Consider the following 16,234-nt stretch of genomic DNA (forward strand, 5'->3'; position numbering starts at 1 on the left):
CATGGGTAAATTTACACAACTGTTTAATTTACAGGGGTTTGATGTTATGCCACCGATCGAAAACCTTGAACGATTTATCACAAAGTATTTCCCTACTCATCGTATCATTTTGTATGAGGCAACGGAAGTGATTGGGTATGATATGCAAAACTTTAAAAAAGTAGGGGAAAGACGACTACTTATACCATACGCCCATGAATATTCTCAAAGTGACATACTTTTAGACCCGATTGGTACACCAGTCGAAGATTTCCCTCAGGAAAACATTTGGAGATTTAATGAAATTCCTTTTCATTCGCATATTATACTATTACCTGATGGTACAGAATCACCTAATTCTATATCTTATCAATCTTTCCGACGATTCTATGCAGATTACTATTCTACGTTTTATAAGAAGGTAGGGTATTTAAACCTAGGTGAAAATGGTTGGTACTCCATAAATAATGATGAACATTTATTTTATGAATTTTGCATAGCTCATTGGCTATCTGGTTTTAGGATTTCCTATGTTGTGATCGAAAGTGGATTTAATTTTTATCGCGGAATGGTTGGTGGACCTAACCCAACATTTTTATTGGAATCTGAACCTATCACAAATCGAAAAGCTTTATTAGCGCTGGGCGCAGATGGTTTTAATGGAGTACCTTCAGTCATGCATTTTTCCAGAGAGGCTGAAATTGTCGATGTTGGCGGTGTAGATGAATCATATTTTTCAGGGTATAAGACAACAACCTCTAGAAAAAACGGTTATTTTCATACGTATTTAAAAAATGTGAAAAGGATTCCGGTTATCGATGAACAGGAATTTATAAGAGGGTTATACATTGGTATAAACATAAAAGCCTCTAATATCTATAACAATCATAGTCATTATGGGATGAGTGGTATAAACCGAAGCTTTTATGAAGGTCTTGTCATTGGAATGGCAATCAAAAACTCTATGTAAAAAATGAGGTGTTATAAATGGCTGTACCTAAAGGTTGGTCTTGGGTGCGGGATATGGACCCGAACGCTACGTTCAATCCGCAATCAAGACAATTAACCGTAAATGGAAAGACATACAACGATGGTTCGTACATGATAGAAAATGGGAGAGCTTATTTAAATGCAAACGCACATCAACAGGCCATACAACCAAAACAGGGCCAAATCGGTGTGCGTTTTCTCTTTGGCGGTCGTGATGATAGTGTGGGATGGGATCAAAAGACAGGAAGGATTACAACACCGTCTGGGCAGTTGAATCGCGGAGATTATACGATTAATAAAAACGATCGGGCAATGATCGGATATGACCAGGCGGCATATTTAATGCTTAATCGTCCAGTACGGGAATTGAACCAACAGAACTTCGATCAGACTTTTAACATGTTCCGTGGCGCTTATGAAAGCATGCTTGGCAAGGCTGGAAGCGCACAAAGCGCAATGGAGGACTATGCGGCCAAAGCAAAGGGTGCGCAGGAAGCAGCGGTAAATGCAGCATATCAACAAGCGCAAAGTAACCTAAAAAGACAGGAAACCGGTTCCTGGAATCGAATGATGGAGTCGGCGCGGAACAGAGGGATTGAGGACTCTAATTTAATGAGCTACGAACAAGCAAAGGTAACAGGTGCGTATGCCCCAGAGTACCAGCAACTTGAAAGCAACCGAGCCGCAGGATTAGCGCAAGCCGCTGCACATGCAGCGCAAATTGGAGCGGAGGCACAAATGCGTGGGGATGCTACACGGGCGCAGGCGGCCTCACAGGTGTTTTCAGCAGCCATTAACCAATTGAACCGAATGCAGGATATTGACCTTCGCAAAAATGAACAACTATCTAATCTGATGATGGGATTATATGACCGAAGTCGAGAAGATAATAAATGGGATCGTCAATTCGATTCACAACAAACTCAGCAGTCATGGGAAAATAACTTCCGCGCCGGGCAACAAAAAGCGGATAATCTCTATCGCGATAAAACATTCAATGAAAACCAGCGCCAGTTTAATCTTGGGCGTCAGGATGATTTGTATAAATTCGATAAGAATTTTGGAGAGAATCAACGTCAGTTTAACCTTGGACGTCAAGATCGCCGATACGAGTTTGACGCTGGTCGCCAGGATCGCCGATACGAGTTTGACAATAATCTTTCATTAAACCGCGATCAATTCGCTTGGCAAAAACAGTACCAGCAAGGACAACTGACGAATGATACAAACAGAACGAATGCCGAAATCAAAAAAATGAATGAAATGGCAAGCGGTGTGAAAAAATCAAAAAATGATACACGAGCAGAAGCCTTACAACTTTTCTCGGACATGAAAAACCAAGGACCTATTGCTGTTCCAGAAGTGCTACAGCAAATATCCAGTAATGCACAAGCTTATTCAAGCCAAGGTTATGATGTACAAACCGTACGCGACACGCTTATCGAGGTGGCTACTAATGGAAAATACAAAAATGAAGCAGCCTGGAATAAAGCTATGCAGGGATTAAGCCAAAAGGCAAAAGAGCAAACTCTTCCACGTAAAGAAGGAGAAAGTTATAAAGACTACATCCTTCGTCAGCGTGACGCTGTAGCAAACGGTGGTGGCGGTGCCCTTAGTGGATTGATGAAGTAGAACTAGCAAAAGCCTGTTCGATACATTGTGATCAACAGGCTTTTTTCTATGGTTAAGAAAGGGTGAGGACATGAGTTTACGCGACTTATTTGGACAAAACGGAAACGGTGTTGGACCTTCCCGAAAAAAAACGCTATCAGACTTAATTTCGGATGGGCAACAGCAGTTCTTCGACCATCTTGCAGAAGTAGACAGGCAAGCGGATGCTTGGGCAGCAGAACAAAAGAGAAAAGAAGAGCTGGCGCGGCAACAGCTTTCAAGTCTTTCCTATCAAACACCTAAAACATCAGTAAAACCGGCACAACCAGAAACGTTCAGCCAAAAGCACCCGATTCTTGCGACTATTGCCGATCATGCTGCTAGGGCGCTATTTAATGGTGATGGCAATTTCGGTCCGATGAAAGAAATTTATAAGGGGATGAAAAATCCGAAACCAGAAAACCAGAACTTCTTAAATAAGGTCGGTACATCTTTACGTGCCGGGACCGGGGACACTGTAAAATCATTGGGAAACGCAGTGAACTATCTTGGATTTGAGAATGCTGGAAAGGCATTGAAAGAAGTAGGCGAAGATGTAACAAAAGGATTTGATACGAAATATGATAAGGAATTTTCCGCATCCTCCTTACTTGATCCAGATTGGTATGCTACAAGTGTATCCCGTTCCGTCCCAACTACGGCCGGTTTGCTTGTTGCCGGATTAGCAGGAGGGGAATTGGCTGGTGCAGCAGCCGGTTTGACAAAACTAGGCTCCTTTGGTCAGACCGTTGTAAAAGGTGTTAGTGGCGCTCTCTTGGGTCGAAGTACAGAAAGTGCAATGGAGGCTGGCGAAACCCTAGAGCAAGCTTTAGAGCGTGGTATGAGCAAAGAGGAAGCGAAGAAAGCAGCGAACAGTACATTTGCAAAAAACATGGCCTTGGCTACCACAGACGCCGCGCAGCTAATTGACTTATTTTCCGGTGGAAAAATCTCTTCAAAAACACTTGGTAAGTTAACGAGTAATGTTGGTCCAAAGACCAATGCAGCCTTTAAAATCGGTGCAAATGCCGCAATTGAAGGTGGAGAGGAAGTATACCAGGAATGGGCGCAACGTTCTTCTTTAGGCGATCCCTTCAAAATGGATAGTCAGACATGGGAAGCTTTCACGATCGGAGCGCTCATGGGTGGAACAATGGGGCTTGCTACGGCTGCAAGAGAATCATACAACGGATTAAAGACAAAGGCGATAGACAATATGCCGAATGATTTACGACAAGAATACGATAAGGTACATGAACAAGGTATAAAAAGTGGTATGGACCCAATCGATGCACGGGACAAAGCGCTTGATGTATTATCCCAAACGCCAAAAGGCAATGAATATGTTCGGAAGATATTTGCTGATAGTACACGGGATATCGATCAGGTGTTCATGAAGCATGCGAAGTCTTTTACGATGAATCTCGATACAGAAACTGCTGACATGAAACGAGCGGAGTTGCAATCTGCGCTTCAGCAGGCACAGGCAGCGAATGATCTGGTAGCGGTAAAAGGGATCGAAGATTCTATTGTACGTTTCAATGTGTGGCGTGGGTTAGCAGAATCCGGTGTACAGCAACCTCCAGTGTCAAGCCAAACGCAAACAATGGGACTGGTCACAAATGAAAGACCAGTGCTTAATAACGAACCAGTTACAAAAACAATGCAACCACAACAGGAATTTGATTTAATAGGGCAAACAGACATAAACACAGAACACATACCCCCTATATCGGAAACGGGATTTACTTTTATGGATAAGCCTTCAAAAGAGAAGGTTTACCGTGAGATCGATATGGACAATGGAGAGAAATTATACGTAACTGTTAATGATCCTGAGAATATTAAATTCATGGTAACAAGTCCGAATAAAGAAGGATCATACCATACAGAAATTAAATTGGAGGATGGCAGGACTGTACCGATAAACGGGGGATGGTCAAGTGGTCCGAGAGTCGTTAAATATTACACTGGTTTGGATTTAGAAACAAAACCGGACGGATCATACAGAGTTAAGGGATATGAGAATCCAAATAATCTTGAAGCACAACCATCAGCTATGCAAAGACAAGTGAAAAAAGATAATACTTCGCTTGAAGGAAAAACGGACAGTGCTTTTACTCCTGATAACCAGGAGATTTCTTTTCGTTATGCCATCAAAGATGCAGACTCTCTTATCACCTCAAACGATATTAATATAAAAGAGAATCCAGACTATCCACAAGAACTACAACCGCGCGACCGTACCCGCGAGGGAATGGTACAACAGATTAACGAAATCGCCGGAAAGCTAAATCCTAAATTGTTAGGAACAAGCCCGAATGTATCGAGCGGCGCGCCAATTATTGGCCCGGATAATGTTGTTGAGTCCGGGAACGGTCGAACTATTGCTTTAAAAAAAGTATATGAAGGTATCCCGGAGAAGGCCGCAGAATATAAGCGATATCTTACAGAGAACGCGAAAGAGTTTGGATTATCGGCTGCTGATATTGAGAATATGAGTAAGCCGGTATTGGTCCGTGTACGTGAAACTGAGGTGAATCGGTCAGATTTCGCTAAGAAGGCAAATGCCCCGGAAACGGCTGCCTTGTCTGCGACAGAACAAGCTATTATCGATGCAGATAAAATTAGTCAGGGCCTTATGAATCTGTTTACTCCTGACAACAACGGGAACATCAATACGGCCGGAAATCGTTCTTTTATCACTGAATTTATGAACCAAACCATGAGTACACCAGAGCGAACTCGCTACATGACAGAAGATGGAGCTTTAAATGCCGATGGTCTACGCCGAGTCCAAAATGCGGTATTCGCCAGAGCATACGGAGATGCTACGGCTATTGAGAAACTTGCTGAAGCTACGGAAACAAATGTACAAAATACTATTAAGGGTATGCTTGCTGCAGCTCCGCGTATGGCGTATATCAAACAGGGAATAGAGAACGGTACGTTCTTCCCTGTAGACATATCCAGTGACTTAACAGTAGCCATGAATAAGCTGTCTGAGCTTCGTTATGAAGGTAGGAAGGTAGATGCCTACCTGAACCAACTTAGCATGTTAGAAGAGGAATTGACGCCGGAAGGTAAAAGCATTTTACGTTTCTTTGACCAAGCAAAGAGCATCAAGGCTACAAAAGAATTTTTACTTACTTACGCTCATGCGGTTGAGTCTACCGGCAGCCCAAATCAATTAGGTCTGTTCGGTGAACAACCACCGACAAAAGCGGATATGCTGACAGCCACATTCAGGAGGATAGACAAAAATGACAAAACTCTTCAAGCCACATTATTTGCAGACGAACGAGAAAGTCGTACAGGAATTAGAGAAACGAATGCAGCAACGGGAACAAGAAATCACGAGGAAAGCACAGGAAAGACAGAGAAAAAACAAAGACAAAAATCTACAGAAGGAAATATAGAAAGAAAGATTTCAAAAGAAAAACCAAAAAATAATATTGTTAAATCTAGTGAAACTAATGAAACTAATTATTCAATTGGAGATAAAGTAAAACATAAAAAAACAAAAGAAAATGGGCGAATCATTAAAATTGATGCAACATCTGTCCGAGTAGAAACGAACGGAAAAACCGACATATGGGCCAATGATAATATTGAATTAATTAACACATTACAAGAAGCTGAACGCCGTATGTCACGGGAAGTAAACCGTAATATTCGCGGGACACAAGAAATCGGGATTGTATCTAAACGCAATAAAAAAGAAAGCAAAAAGTCATTACAGTCAGGACAAAAAAGCGATTATGCATTTGAAAATCCAGAAATTGAAGCGCAATGGCAAGCGTCTGGAGAACGTGAATATCAAACAATACGAGAAAAATTAGCCGAGAAATGGGAGATATTTAAAAGGCAATTTACACGCGAGTTTGAACATCTGCCTCATAATGCAGAATTTAGTCAACTTCGAAATGATTTATTAAATTTGAGGCGTCAACGTGGGGTAGCTGATGATCGGACGCTTCGAATTATTCAAGGTTTAATCGTTGGATTAAATAAAAAACAATATGATTTATTTGAGCGTTCGGTTGTACTCAATGACTTGGTACAAGATGCAAAAAAGGGGCGCAAGCTCCCGTTCGGATTCGATGAGTCCACACTTATAAAAGAGCATGAACGCTTAATGAACCAAGTAAATAAAGAGGTTGAAGTAAAAAAAGCCATCGAAGAACGGAAGAAAGTATGGGATGCCATTAAAACAGAGTATGTATCGGCCATGAAACAAATTGGATTTGATGTAAGTGATCGATTCACTAATAATGACTATTTTCGCCATATCGTGCTAACCCAAGTAGAAAAGAATCGTACCAAGGGAACAGGAAAGAAATTAAAAACACCGACTGGCAGCCCGTATTTGAAGAAACGTGAGGGTTCAGATAAAAACATTTTGCGTAATTACATCGAAGCTGAACACGATGTTATGTCCCATATGTTATTTGACCGAGAAGCAGCTCGTGTTATTAAAATGGTTAATGATAAATATAATGTTTTCAACTCGCTTCAAAAGCAAGCGCAAAAGGAAAATGAACAAAAATTTGAAGAGATAGTAAGGCAAGAGAAACAAGATGGATGGAGAAGTTTGCCGAAGGAATCGCTTGCAGCATTAGAATCATATGCTCGTTTATACATCGGAGATATGGCACTGAATCAACAAACGCTCTCTTTGAAAGGGATCGAAGAAGAAAGCATGATTGAGCGAGTGATAAAGAAATTTGGTCAATATCAAGGTATGTCCTTCGGTAAAATCGAGGCGTTAGCCAAAAAGGATAAACTTTGGACAGGAGAAAACCAAGAATATAAGGATGTAGTGAATCAATTAGCTGCTGGAAAGAAAGAGGATAACAAAAAGGTATATCAGTATCTTTCTGAACTTGCTCAAAAGGATGAGATAGGATCGATTGAAGCAAAAACCATCCTGAAGTATTCTGCTTTGCGTAGAGAATTTAAAAACGATATTCTTGGTTCCAAACATGTAACATGGGAATCGTTAATACCGGAAGGGTACACGACATGGCAGCCGCGGGAAGGAAACTTATTCTTCATGTCTAATACCATTCCAGAACATATGGCAAAATCATTGTTTGAAGGCGCTGCTCAAATGCTCGGTGTAACAAAAAACGATATCCGTCAAGCTATGACGGTAGGAGGTAAACGAACGGAATTTGTCGTGAAGGAAGAAGTGGCAAAAACGCTTGATAACCTCTTTCCCGATTCGACTCCTGACATGTTGCTTAAAGCCAATGCTAGATTTATGAATTGGTTAAAAAAGTTCCAACTTCAAGGACCGACTCGTGTAATAAAGTATAACCTGAGAAACATTACGGGTGATATAGATAAGACCCTAGCTGGCAATGCAAAAGATATGATGAACGGGAAAATGATATCGTATGTGAAACGCGCAGCCACAGAACTGTACGATGTAATCAAGCATGATCGTGCTATGTCAGCAGATATGAAGGATTGGTTTGAACGTGGTGGCATTATGACGATGCGGCATATTCAGGATGTTAAGAGTGTTAGCCAGTTAAAAATGTTTGCTGAATTCCAGGAATATCAACGGCTTCCTCTAGGTAAAAGAGTCGTCAAAATGCCGAAACACTTATGGAGTCGTTATTGGTCAGGTGCTGAATCCTTCTCGAATTACCTTGGTTCGTTATTCCGATACGCGAACTATCTTAGTTTTTTGGAACAAATTAAGAAAAACAATGGAAAGCCGGATAGTTACGGAGCGAGTATTCCAGAAGAAATTGACGCACTTTCTGATCCGAGGGACAAGGCATTTAAATTGTCAAATGAATTGCTTGGCGCTTATGATTCCGTCTCTGTATTTGGAAATGCCATGCGTACACATTTGGTTCCATACTATTCTTTTACTGAGACAAACTTTAGAGGATATATACAACTGGTTAAAAATGCCGCACAAAATGAAAGTATCGCTACGGCTGCCGGGAAAAAGATACTAGGTTCTGCTGCAATACGTGCTCCATACCTTGCGTATCGTATGGGATCGCTCGCATTGAAAATTTCCGGGTTTACTATTCTTATTGCATTATGGAACAATCTCATGTTCGGTGATGAAGAAGATGAGATACCAGAACGTGAACGTCAGAAAACACACATTATCTTAGGTAGAAATAGTAAAGGAGAAGTCCTTTATTTCTCGCGCGTTGGAACCTTGGATGATTTTCTCGAATGGTTTGGTATAGAATCAATGACGTTGGATGCGCGTGACATTATAGAAGGACGTAGGACATTCAAAGAAGTCGCAACAGAAAACTTGTCAAAACCAGTAGTAAAAGTTGCAGGGATGATGAATAACATTCCTAAAATGATGTTTGAAATCATTAGTGGACAATCTTATTACCCTGATCCGAAGAATCCGAAAGAGTTCGGAAGTATCGGGGAATACATTGCAAATGTGTTCGGTGTAAAAAATGAGTATAAGTATCTTGAAGGATTACCAAAAAGACCCTACTCAGAAAACCTGGATAATTTTCTGTGGTATAAATCTGACCCGCGTGAAACTGCATATTATGAAACGTTATCGAACAAACGCAGATTTCTAAATAGAATCGGAAGAGGGACTAGCGGGGGGATTTCAACAGAAAAATCGGCTACTTTACACAATTTGAAACAAGCAATTAAATACCAGGATCAGAAAGCGATTAAAAAATATGCACAGGAGTATATCAAATTAGGCGGAACAGACGAAGGGTTTGAGCGTTCAATGAAATCAATGCATCCTTTGTTTGGTATGAAAGATGAGGTACAAGAACAATTTATCAATTCGCTTCCGCCTAATGATAAGGAAAAACTAAAAATTGCAATTGAATACTACAAAACGACATTGAATCCAATGCAATAACCAAGGTGGGCTTTCGCACTAGCGAAGGCCCTTTTTGTATCCTATTTAGGGGTGATAATTATTGGAAAAGTTCGAGTCGATAAACAGGTTGTTTATCTTTTTAGGAGGATTTACTGCAAGTGCCTTGTTTGGTGATTTTGATTACTTAATTAAAGGAATTTTAGGGTTGATGGCGTTTGACTATTTGACAGGATTTATCGCATCAGCCATAACCGGAAATTTGTCAAGTACGAAAGGTTTTAAAGGCCTTTTGAAAAAGTTCGTCATTATCATGGTGATTTGCTCAGGTCATATTGCCGATCTCATGCTTCAAACTCAAGGGAATTATGTACGTGATGCATTTATTTACGCATATGCCGCGTTAGAACTTATTAGCATTGCAGAAAACGCAGGTAGAGCTGGTCTTCCTGTTCCGTCGTTTATGAAGCGTGTCATAGCTATCTTTCACGAAAAAGAAGACCTGAAGAAAGAAAAAGGTGCATAAGGCAAGTTATACCAAGAACCAAGTTAAAAAAACAGGAGGAAGAAGTTGTGACACAAATCAAAGGAATTGACGTATCCCATCACAACGGAACTGTAGATTGGAAGAAAGTTGCCGCCGACGGTGTGAAGTTTGTTTTTCTTAAAGCCAGCGAAGGGACAACTTTTGTAGATAAGACTTTCAAAACAAATGCTGCGAATGCTCGTGCAAATGGAATCCGAGTTGGCGCTTATCATTACGCAAAATTCGGCAATGTCGCAGAAGCAAAGGCAGAAGCGCAGCACTTTTTGCGTACTGTTTCCGGTGTGAAAATCACATATCCGCTTGTGTTAGATTTAGAAGAGAACAAGAAGAAAGCAAGCAAAGTCACTTTGACAGATTCCGCAATCGTATTCCTGGAAGCGATTGAAAAGGCCGGATACTTTGCGATGATTTACGCGGGAAAGCACTTTTTTGAAACAGCATTAGATGAGAAACGATTAAAACCCTATGCGTTATGGATTGCGCGTTATAATTCGTTTTTAGGACGAGATGCGGGAATATGGCAATACACAGAGACAGGCCGAGTGAACGGAATCAATGGAAATGTAGATATGAACTGGTCATTTTTGGATTATGCTGCTCTTATCGAAAAGATGGGAAAGACAACCACTACACCACCCAAGGAGGAAAAGAAACTCATGAAAACAGAAGATGCAAACAAAATTATTCGTATTCTACAAGATAGATGGAATGCCTCAACGTGTCAGGATGAAAAGAAGGAAATGGGGCGGCTTGCCGATGAGGTGCGTGTGGCTGCTGGAATGAAGAAAGTGAATGTTTAAATACAAAAACAAATTGATCAACTAAAAAAAATAATAAAGAGCCGGGGATTCCCGGCTTTTTTTAATATTTTTGAATGATATTATAGAATCGTTGATATCCTTGTCGAGCTAGTTGTTCGCCTTCGGATATTTTTTTATATGCTGCTTTTTCTTTGCTTACATACTGATTCATCGTATATTCATTCGGATTTTCAAACACGTTATTAAGCGCTTGAAGTGCTTCGTCATACTGTTCTAGTGCTATCTTGCTTTTCTCTAATATTGTGTTCATGTCAGAAACATTGATTTTATTTGCTGATGCTAGACGAGCGAGTGCTTGAACTTCTTTCACACGTTTGGAATATAAATCAGTGAATTGAGCATGTGCTTTCTGTACATTTGTATACATGGTGGAGCTTCCATTTACCCGCATATCATTGTATGCAAGAGAAAGCCCTTCGCTTAATTTGCCAACTCCCCTGTTTAAATCTTGCAGATTGATATACATATTTGAAATCTGACTATATAGCTTTACGGTTTGGATATCATTTTCAGTATATGTTTTTACAGCTTTTTGTTGAACAGGTGCAGCGCTCGCGTAGTTTCCTCCAACAACAACAGACACAGCCATGATAGCGGCTATCAATTTCTTTTTCATCTCTTTCCCCTTCCATATTTTTCTTATATCGTATCGTAGAAAGGACTTTTTTACCATGAGAACATATATTCTTTAATTTTCGATTGAGCTTACTGTATCATGAAACCTGAAGGTATTCCGAAAAAAGAACTTATGCAGGTGCTGGTTGTACCTATTCAAATAGAGCAAAGAGCGAAGTGTCTTTAACGATTGTGAAGAGGTGAATAGTTAATGAAAGCCCCGTTCTTATGGGCTGGCTTTGGTGGATTGGTGTATCAGATTTTGAATGCTAAAGGGGTGCTTGTTCCTCCTGACCTTTGGGATTTAGGATTAGACCTTATCAGTTATGCTTGCATTGGTGTTGGTGTAGTATCTGGGTATACCGGGAAAGTGAAGAAAGAATAAGACGATTAAGCCCCGTTGTCCGTATGGGTGGCGGGGCTTAATTTTTTATTTTAGGATACATTATCTTATTTGATGAACGCTAGTAAATGTAAAATCTACAAAAAAGTATGATTATAGTAGATACATGCCGTTTCGAGGACAAACTCCTAAGGAATAAATTGGGGAATATAGGTAGATGGAAATAGGAGGTGAAAGTTCTGAGAAAAGCTCACAAATGCAGACCGGGGAATCCTGTAGTAATATGTTCCCCTTCGTTATATCCATCAGGTTCTCAAGGACCCCAAGGGCCACCGGGACCCCAAGGGCCACCAGGACCTCAAGGGCCACCGGGATCAGTAGGGTCAGTAGTGATCATACCCACTGTTCAAAGATATTTTTATATCACAGACTCAGATATTCAGGGCCCTCAAGTTATTCCAGCTACTGAATTTACTGGTGATGGTGGAGGGCCAATAAGTGAATTTACAAACCTTGGACAAAACAGCTACAGTAATCTTTATATTAATGGAATATTACAAGAAGGTAGCATATACAACGTAAGCCTAAATGCTCTAACTATTAATCCCAATGGCAGCACTATTTTTGCAGGTGAACCTATTATCCTTGAAATTGTTCAGTTTTCCGCTCAAGTATTTCCTTAAAAACTGTGTAATATAGCTGAGTGACCTTTCTGCTTTTGATGTTTTAGTGAGTGTGTGGCAAGGTGACTTAAATTCATAGCTAAGAAATACTATGCAAACTCATATCGATTATTTGGTTTCTATATCCTATATACGTCTTATTCATTATATTAATTTTGCCACACACTCTTAGTATTAATTAAAGCGTAAGGGGAGCGTTTATCGTTAGATTAATAGCGAACTCATCAGAAAAGAAAAAAGTAACCTAAGGTATCCTACTTTCGAGTTATAAATTGTGCTTATATACTAAGTCATTTGCTGTTCCTAAAGTATAGTGCGGGGAATAGAATGCAGTAACGGATAGGAGAAACCCTCTTCCTAGAGGTTTTCCAAAAAATCCGTAATGATAAAAAGGAAAGGAGTGAATGTACATGCCTATAGTTAAACCGTTTATAGCTGGTAGAAAGTTTACCTCTACAGCAGGGGCAGGAACAGGTACAGGTGCTACATTTGCGATTGCTGCTACAGCTTTTACCGATGATACTGGTGCAGCTGCGACAGCATTTCCAGCTTCATTTTCGTATTACAACCTGTATATTAACGCCCTGATTCAAACCGCTGATACTTCAACTGCAACCACAACTACATTAACGATCCCAGGTGGAGACGTGCTTGATCCAGCAACACCGATTACTGTTGAATTTGTTGTCACTTAGTTAAGGTTTATTTGTCGTAATATTGTACAAGCATAGTAACTCCATTAAAGAAGAAGTGAGACCATTAAGCCCCACTGTCCGTATGGATGGTGGGGCTTAGTTTGCTATTTTAAGATAAATTAGCTTATTTAATGAATGTTAACAGATACAAAAACTCAAGAGAGTATATTTTTAGATAGTGAACTGATGTAATTTTAAAAATGTTATTATATTAATAAATAAAACCTCTTCATAAGATACATGAAGAGGCAGGAGATGATTGAATTGGCTTGCTATCATTATATGCTCTTGTTGAAGTAAAGTTCCTTGAGTAAGTGAGCAGTCTTACCCAACTGTAAAATGTTACGGACAAGGAGTGATTACAGCTTCTCCATTTCCTACATTAAAGGCGGTAGTGGAGAACCCAAGCACGGCTGGATTTCCTATTGTGAGTGTAATGGTGTTGTTTGGCGCCCCTGGTCGGTTGACAGTCAACGTAAATGGAACAGGGTTAGCACCAAAGACTGCCGGCGTAGCACTACCCAAACCGGTAACTACCATTTGAGTCGTCCCCGTACAGGTTACAGTAATTGTAGTTGGATCTATGGCGAAAGTAAAATCTGTCGTTGTTATTGGTGGCGTATCTCTGAAAGTGAATGTAAGGAAACTAGATCCAAGCGTACAGGTAGGACAGATTTCCCCGAAGAAATTGATGAGTCCGTTGGCAGCAGTGCCATTAAACAAGACATCTTGGCTTCCCCTTGTGATATTAATAGGATTTCCTGCTTGGTTTGTTAGACTACACGTACAGGCTGCTCCACCACCAGGACATGAGACCATGGTTGATACAGATGATAAAGCAGGCACCCCATTAACTATGGTTGATGCAGTTATTGTTACAGCAGTAGGAGGAGTACCTGGTGCTATCATAAATGGAGCTATAAACATACCATTAAAATCTGTATTAACGGTGGTAGACAAAAACATAACTACATCAGAAGAGCTGGTTAATGTGACTGTCGCACCTGGTACTGGTACCCCATTACAAGTTACTGTGCCATTAATTACACCTCCGCAAACTACTGTTGGAGGAAGGGGCATTAGCGTTAGGAGTGGATTTGTACAAGGTATTACAGGCGGACATGGCGGACATATCTGTGAAATAGGAGGACAAGTGATTACAGGAGTACCACAACTGCATTTATGAAATTTGTTCAATCCTATTCACCTCATTTCTTGTGATTAATATACCTAGCACTATCACCTTATTCTGTTATCTTAGAAATGGCATGGACTATACAAGCCTGATTTAGTAATTGTTATTATGTATTAAAAGGGCACACAGTATTTAGAATGACTGCATAATTTAAAATTAGGGGCACACAGGGAACAGTTAAATCTTCCAAGGGAATACCTTGGAAGATTTTTCTGTTTTAGGAATAATTTTTTCTTTCTTCTGGAACAAGAACTAATGTTCTTGTATAATCTGAAATAAGAATGTATGTTCTTGTTGTAGGAGGATAAAAGGGATGAATCAGCTTTCAAAAAGACAACAGGAGATCTTTGAATTCATCAAGAAAGAAGTCAAAGAAAAAGGATTCCCGCCAACGCTCCGGGAGATTGGAGAGGCAGTTGGTTTGGCTTCTAGTTCTACAGTACACAGTCACTTAGCACGTTTAGAGAAGAAAGGCTTAATTATGCGTGATCCAAGCAAGCCACGGGCGCTTACTATTTTGCATAATGAAGAGGAGAATGTATGATGAATTTGTTCACATACTTAGGCCGAACAGTTGAGATTATTTACCTGAACCAGAATGGGGAGCTGAGTCAGAGGAAGATACGATTGCTGTCAGTGAAGGACGGAAAAATTCGAGCATATTGCTTTAAACGAAGAGCAACACGATATTTTTCAGTTGAAAATGTGCTGGCAATGCGGCCGGTAAACGAAAAGCGAGTGAGTTAAAAAAGACCCGGCTCTATACCGGGTTTTCGTTTGACCACATTGACCACATTTTTGACCACGTACTCATTTTATTAGATTGTTTTTCGTTTTCTATCGTTGTATATAATATAGAAGAAACTAGATTTATTTAACGGTATTTATCTACTTTGACCCTGCCTTTCTTAAGATAATTAAAATGGAAGTATAATCAGACACTGAAGACAAGCAGCTGGAATCCCTTGATATATAAGGGGTTTCAGCTCTTTTTGATTTCTCGAAAATGTCATTTGCAAACATTTTGCAAACCTTTATTGCACTAAAGTGATTTTCAGCCCGGTTTTTTCTCGGATTTTTTCATAGCTACATCGAAATTTTGAGCTAAACTTTCTTGCATATTCGGAAGCACATGAGAGTAGGTGTTTAATGTGATGCTAATGTCTGCATGTCCTAATCGTTCGCTAACGACTTTGGGGTTTTCTCCAAGCTGCAATAAAAGAGTTGCATGTGTGTGACGTAAATCATGAAACCTAATTTTAGGCACGTCAGCAAACTTGCAAGCAATTTTAAAATCGGCATTGATGTCGGCCGGGTCAATCATTGAACCATTCCAATTCGCAACCACCAAGTCGTGCTCTTTGTAAGCTGAACCCACACGTAGTGTTATTTCCATTTGTTTGATTTTATGTGCCTTAAGGATTTGTAATGCGAAATCCGGAACCATGATTGTGCGAATAGAACCTTTGGTTTTTGGTTCTTGAAGAGACAAGCTACTTTTTATTTTAACTAATGTTTGCTGAATACGAATAATCCCTTTTTCGAGGTCGCAATCTTTCCAACGTAAACCCAGGATTTCTCCTTTATGCATGCCGCAATAAATAGCTAGTATATAAGCAATGTATAGCTTGCTGTTTCCGGTTTTTCTTTTTTTAATCTCTTGTAAAAACTTATTGGGTTCTGCTAAATCCCATGTTCTTACCTGTCTTTTTTCGATTCTTGGTGGAGTCACTAACGAAGCGATGTTTTCTTTTATTGCGCCCCATTCAGCTGCTTTTCGTAAAGATTTACTTATAATAGCATGCATACTGCGAATGTAACTTGCTGCAAGTCCAGTATCCATTTTCTTTGAATATAGAGCTTGAAGATGCCTTGGCT

At 40.1% G+C, this 16,234-nt stretch carries 13 protein-coding genes and 1 pseudogene; 11 read left to right on the forward strand and 3 right to left on the reverse strand.

The genetic code is table 11. From position 1 onward, the window contains the following. The first annotated feature begins 1 nt into the window (after position 1). From AF333_RS10615 to AF333_RS10635, 5 genes are all read left to right on the forward strand, one after another. Entirely contained in the window at positions 2-949 is a 948-nt protein-coding gene (locus tag AF333_RS10615; protein WP_043064944.1) for a hypothetical protein, read from the forward strand. 17 nt (positions 950-966) lie between these two features. Next, positions 967-2,601: a hypothetical protein gene (locus tag AF333_RS10620; RefSeq protein WP_043064945.1), complete on the forward strand. Its 1,635-nt coding sequence runs from the start codon at positions 967-969 to the stop codon at positions 2,599-2,601. Positions 2,602-2,671: 70 nt separating this feature from the next. Then, positions 2,672-9,499, forward strand: coding sequence for a hypothetical protein (locus AF333_RS10625; RefSeq protein WP_052811899.1), 6,828 nt, complete (start codon positions 2,672-2,674; stop codon positions 9,497-9,499). 61 nt (positions 9,500-9,560) lie between these two features. After that, on the forward strand, positions 9,561-9,983 hold the full coding sequence (locus AF333_RS10630; protein WP_052811901.1) for a phage holin family protein: 423 nt from the start codon (positions 9,561-9,563) through the stop codon (positions 9,981-9,983). 47 nt (positions 9,984-10,030) lie between these two features. Continuing rightward, positions 10,031-10,804 carry a glycoside hydrolase family 25 protein gene (locus AF333_RS10635; protein ID WP_052811903.1) on the forward strand — a complete coding sequence of 258 codons (774 nt, stop codon included), beginning with the start codon at positions 10,031-10,033 and terminating at the stop codon, positions 10,802-10,804. 61 nt (positions 10,805-10,865) lie between these two features. On the opposite strand, the gene AF333_RS10640 is transcribed toward AF333_RS10635, so the two are convergent. After that, complete coding sequence (locus tag AF333_RS10640; protein WP_043064946.1) at positions 10,866-11,441, reverse strand: hypothetical protein; 576 nt, start codon at positions 11,439-11,441, stop codon at positions 10,866-10,868. 210 nt (positions 11,442-11,651) lie between these two features. On the opposite strand from AF333_RS10640, the gene AF333_RS33570 reads away from it, so the two are divergent. The 3 genes from AF333_RS33570 to AF333_RS10650 all read left to right on the forward strand — a co-directional run bounded on the left by AF333_RS33570 (position 11,652) and on the right by AF333_RS10650 (position 13,161). After that, entirely contained in the window at positions 11,652-11,825 is a 174-nt protein-coding gene (locus tag AF333_RS33570; protein ID WP_158502339.1) for a hypothetical protein, read from the forward strand. A 347-nt stretch (positions 11,826-12,172) separates the two neighbouring features. After that, on the forward strand, positions 12,173-12,466 hold the full coding sequence (locus tag AF333_RS10645; RefSeq protein WP_052811906.1) for a DUF4183 domain-containing protein: 294 nt from the start codon (positions 12,173-12,175) through the stop codon (positions 12,464-12,466). A 410-nt stretch (positions 12,467-12,876) separates the two neighbouring features. Then, positions 12,877-13,161 carry a DUF4183 domain-containing protein gene (locus AF333_RS10650; protein ID WP_043064947.1) on the forward strand — a complete coding sequence of 95 codons (285 nt, stop codon included), beginning with the start codon at positions 12,877-12,879 and terminating at the stop codon, positions 13,159-13,161. 342 nt (positions 13,162-13,503) lie between these two features. Here the strand turns inward: AF333_RS10650 and AF333_RS32690 are convergent, their stop codons facing one another. Next, complete coding sequence (locus AF333_RS32690) at positions 13,504-13,701, reverse strand: hypothetical protein (protein WP_139189207.1); 198 nt, start codon at positions 13,699-13,701, stop codon at positions 13,504-13,506. Positions 13,702-13,744: 43 nt separating this feature from the next. Here AF333_RS32690 and AF333_RS10655 point away from each other — a divergent pair, with 43 nt between their 5' ends. The 3 genes and pseudogenes from AF333_RS10655 (at position 13,745) to AF333_RS10665 (ending at position 15,103) form a co-directional block, all read left to right on the forward strand. Then, positions 13,745-14,347, forward strand: a complete 603-nt coding sequence (locus AF333_RS10655) for a hypothetical protein (protein ID WP_043064948.1) — start codon at positions 13,745-13,747, stop codon at positions 14,345-14,347. Positions 14,348-14,669: 322 nt separating this feature from the next. Continuing rightward, positions 14,670-14,891: pseudogene (locus tag AF333_RS10660) on the forward strand (LexA family protein); the annotation flags it as partial. Positions 14,892-14,899: 8 nt separating this feature from the next. Continuing rightward, the gene (locus tag AF333_RS10665; protein ID WP_080787649.1) at positions 14,900-15,103 is read left to right on the forward strand and encodes a hypothetical protein; all 204 of its coding nucleotides are present in this window, start codon (positions 14,900-14,902) and stop codon (positions 15,101-15,103) included. 307 nt (positions 15,104-15,410) lie between these two features. On the opposite strand, the gene AF333_RS10670 is transcribed toward AF333_RS10665, so the two are convergent. After that, positions 15,411-16,199: a tyrosine-type recombinase/integrase gene (locus AF333_RS10670; RefSeq protein ID WP_152968230.1), complete on the reverse strand. Its 789-nt coding sequence runs from the start codon at positions 16,197-16,199 to the stop codon at positions 15,411-15,413. Positions 16,200-16,234 lie beyond the last annotated feature (35 nt).

Origin of the sequence: Aneurinibacillus migulanus, from assembly GCF_001274715.1 — a bacterium.
GTDB lineage: Bacteria > Bacillota > Bacilli > Aneurinibacillales > Aneurinibacillaceae > Aneurinibacillus > Aneurinibacillus migulanus.

Coding starts and splice junctions, on each gene's coding strand:
- AF333_RS10650 (WP_043064947.1), top strand. CDS start 12,877: ATGCCTATAGTTAAACCGTTTATAGCTGGTAGAAAGTTTACCTCTACA.
- AF333_RS10620 (WP_043064945.1), top strand. CDS start 967: ATGGCTGTACCTAAAGGTTGGTCTTGGGTGCGGGATATGGACCCGAAC.
- AF333_RS33570 (WP_158502339.1), top strand. CDS start 11,652: ATGAAAGCCCCGTTCTTATGGGCTGGCTTTGGTGGATTGGTGTATCAG.
- AF333_RS10625 (WP_052811899.1), top strand. CDS start 2,672: ATGAGTTTACGCGACTTATTTGGACAAAACGGAAACGGTGTTGGACCT.
- AF333_RS10615 (WP_043064944.1), top strand. CDS start 2: ATGGGTAAATTTACACAACTGTTTAATTTACAGGGGTTTGATGTTATG.
- AF333_RS32690 (WP_139189207.1), bottom strand. CDS start 13,701: ATGGTAGTTACCGGTTTGGGTAGTGCTACGCCGGCAGTCTTTGGTGCT.
- AF333_RS10670 (WP_152968230.1), bottom strand. CDS start 16,199: ATGGATACTGGACTTGCAGCAAGTTACATTCGCAGTATGCATGCTATT.
- AF333_RS10640 (WP_043064946.1), bottom strand. CDS start 11,441: ATGAAAAAGAAATTGATAGCCGCTATCATGGCTGTGTCTGTTGTTGTT.
- AF333_RS10655 (WP_043064948.1), top strand. CDS start 13,745: ATGGCGAAAGTAAAATCTGTCGTTGTTATTGGTGGCGTATCTCTGAAA.
- AF333_RS10665 (WP_080787649.1), top strand. CDS start 14,900: ATGAATTTGTTCACATACTTAGGCCGAACAGTTGAGATTATTTACCTG.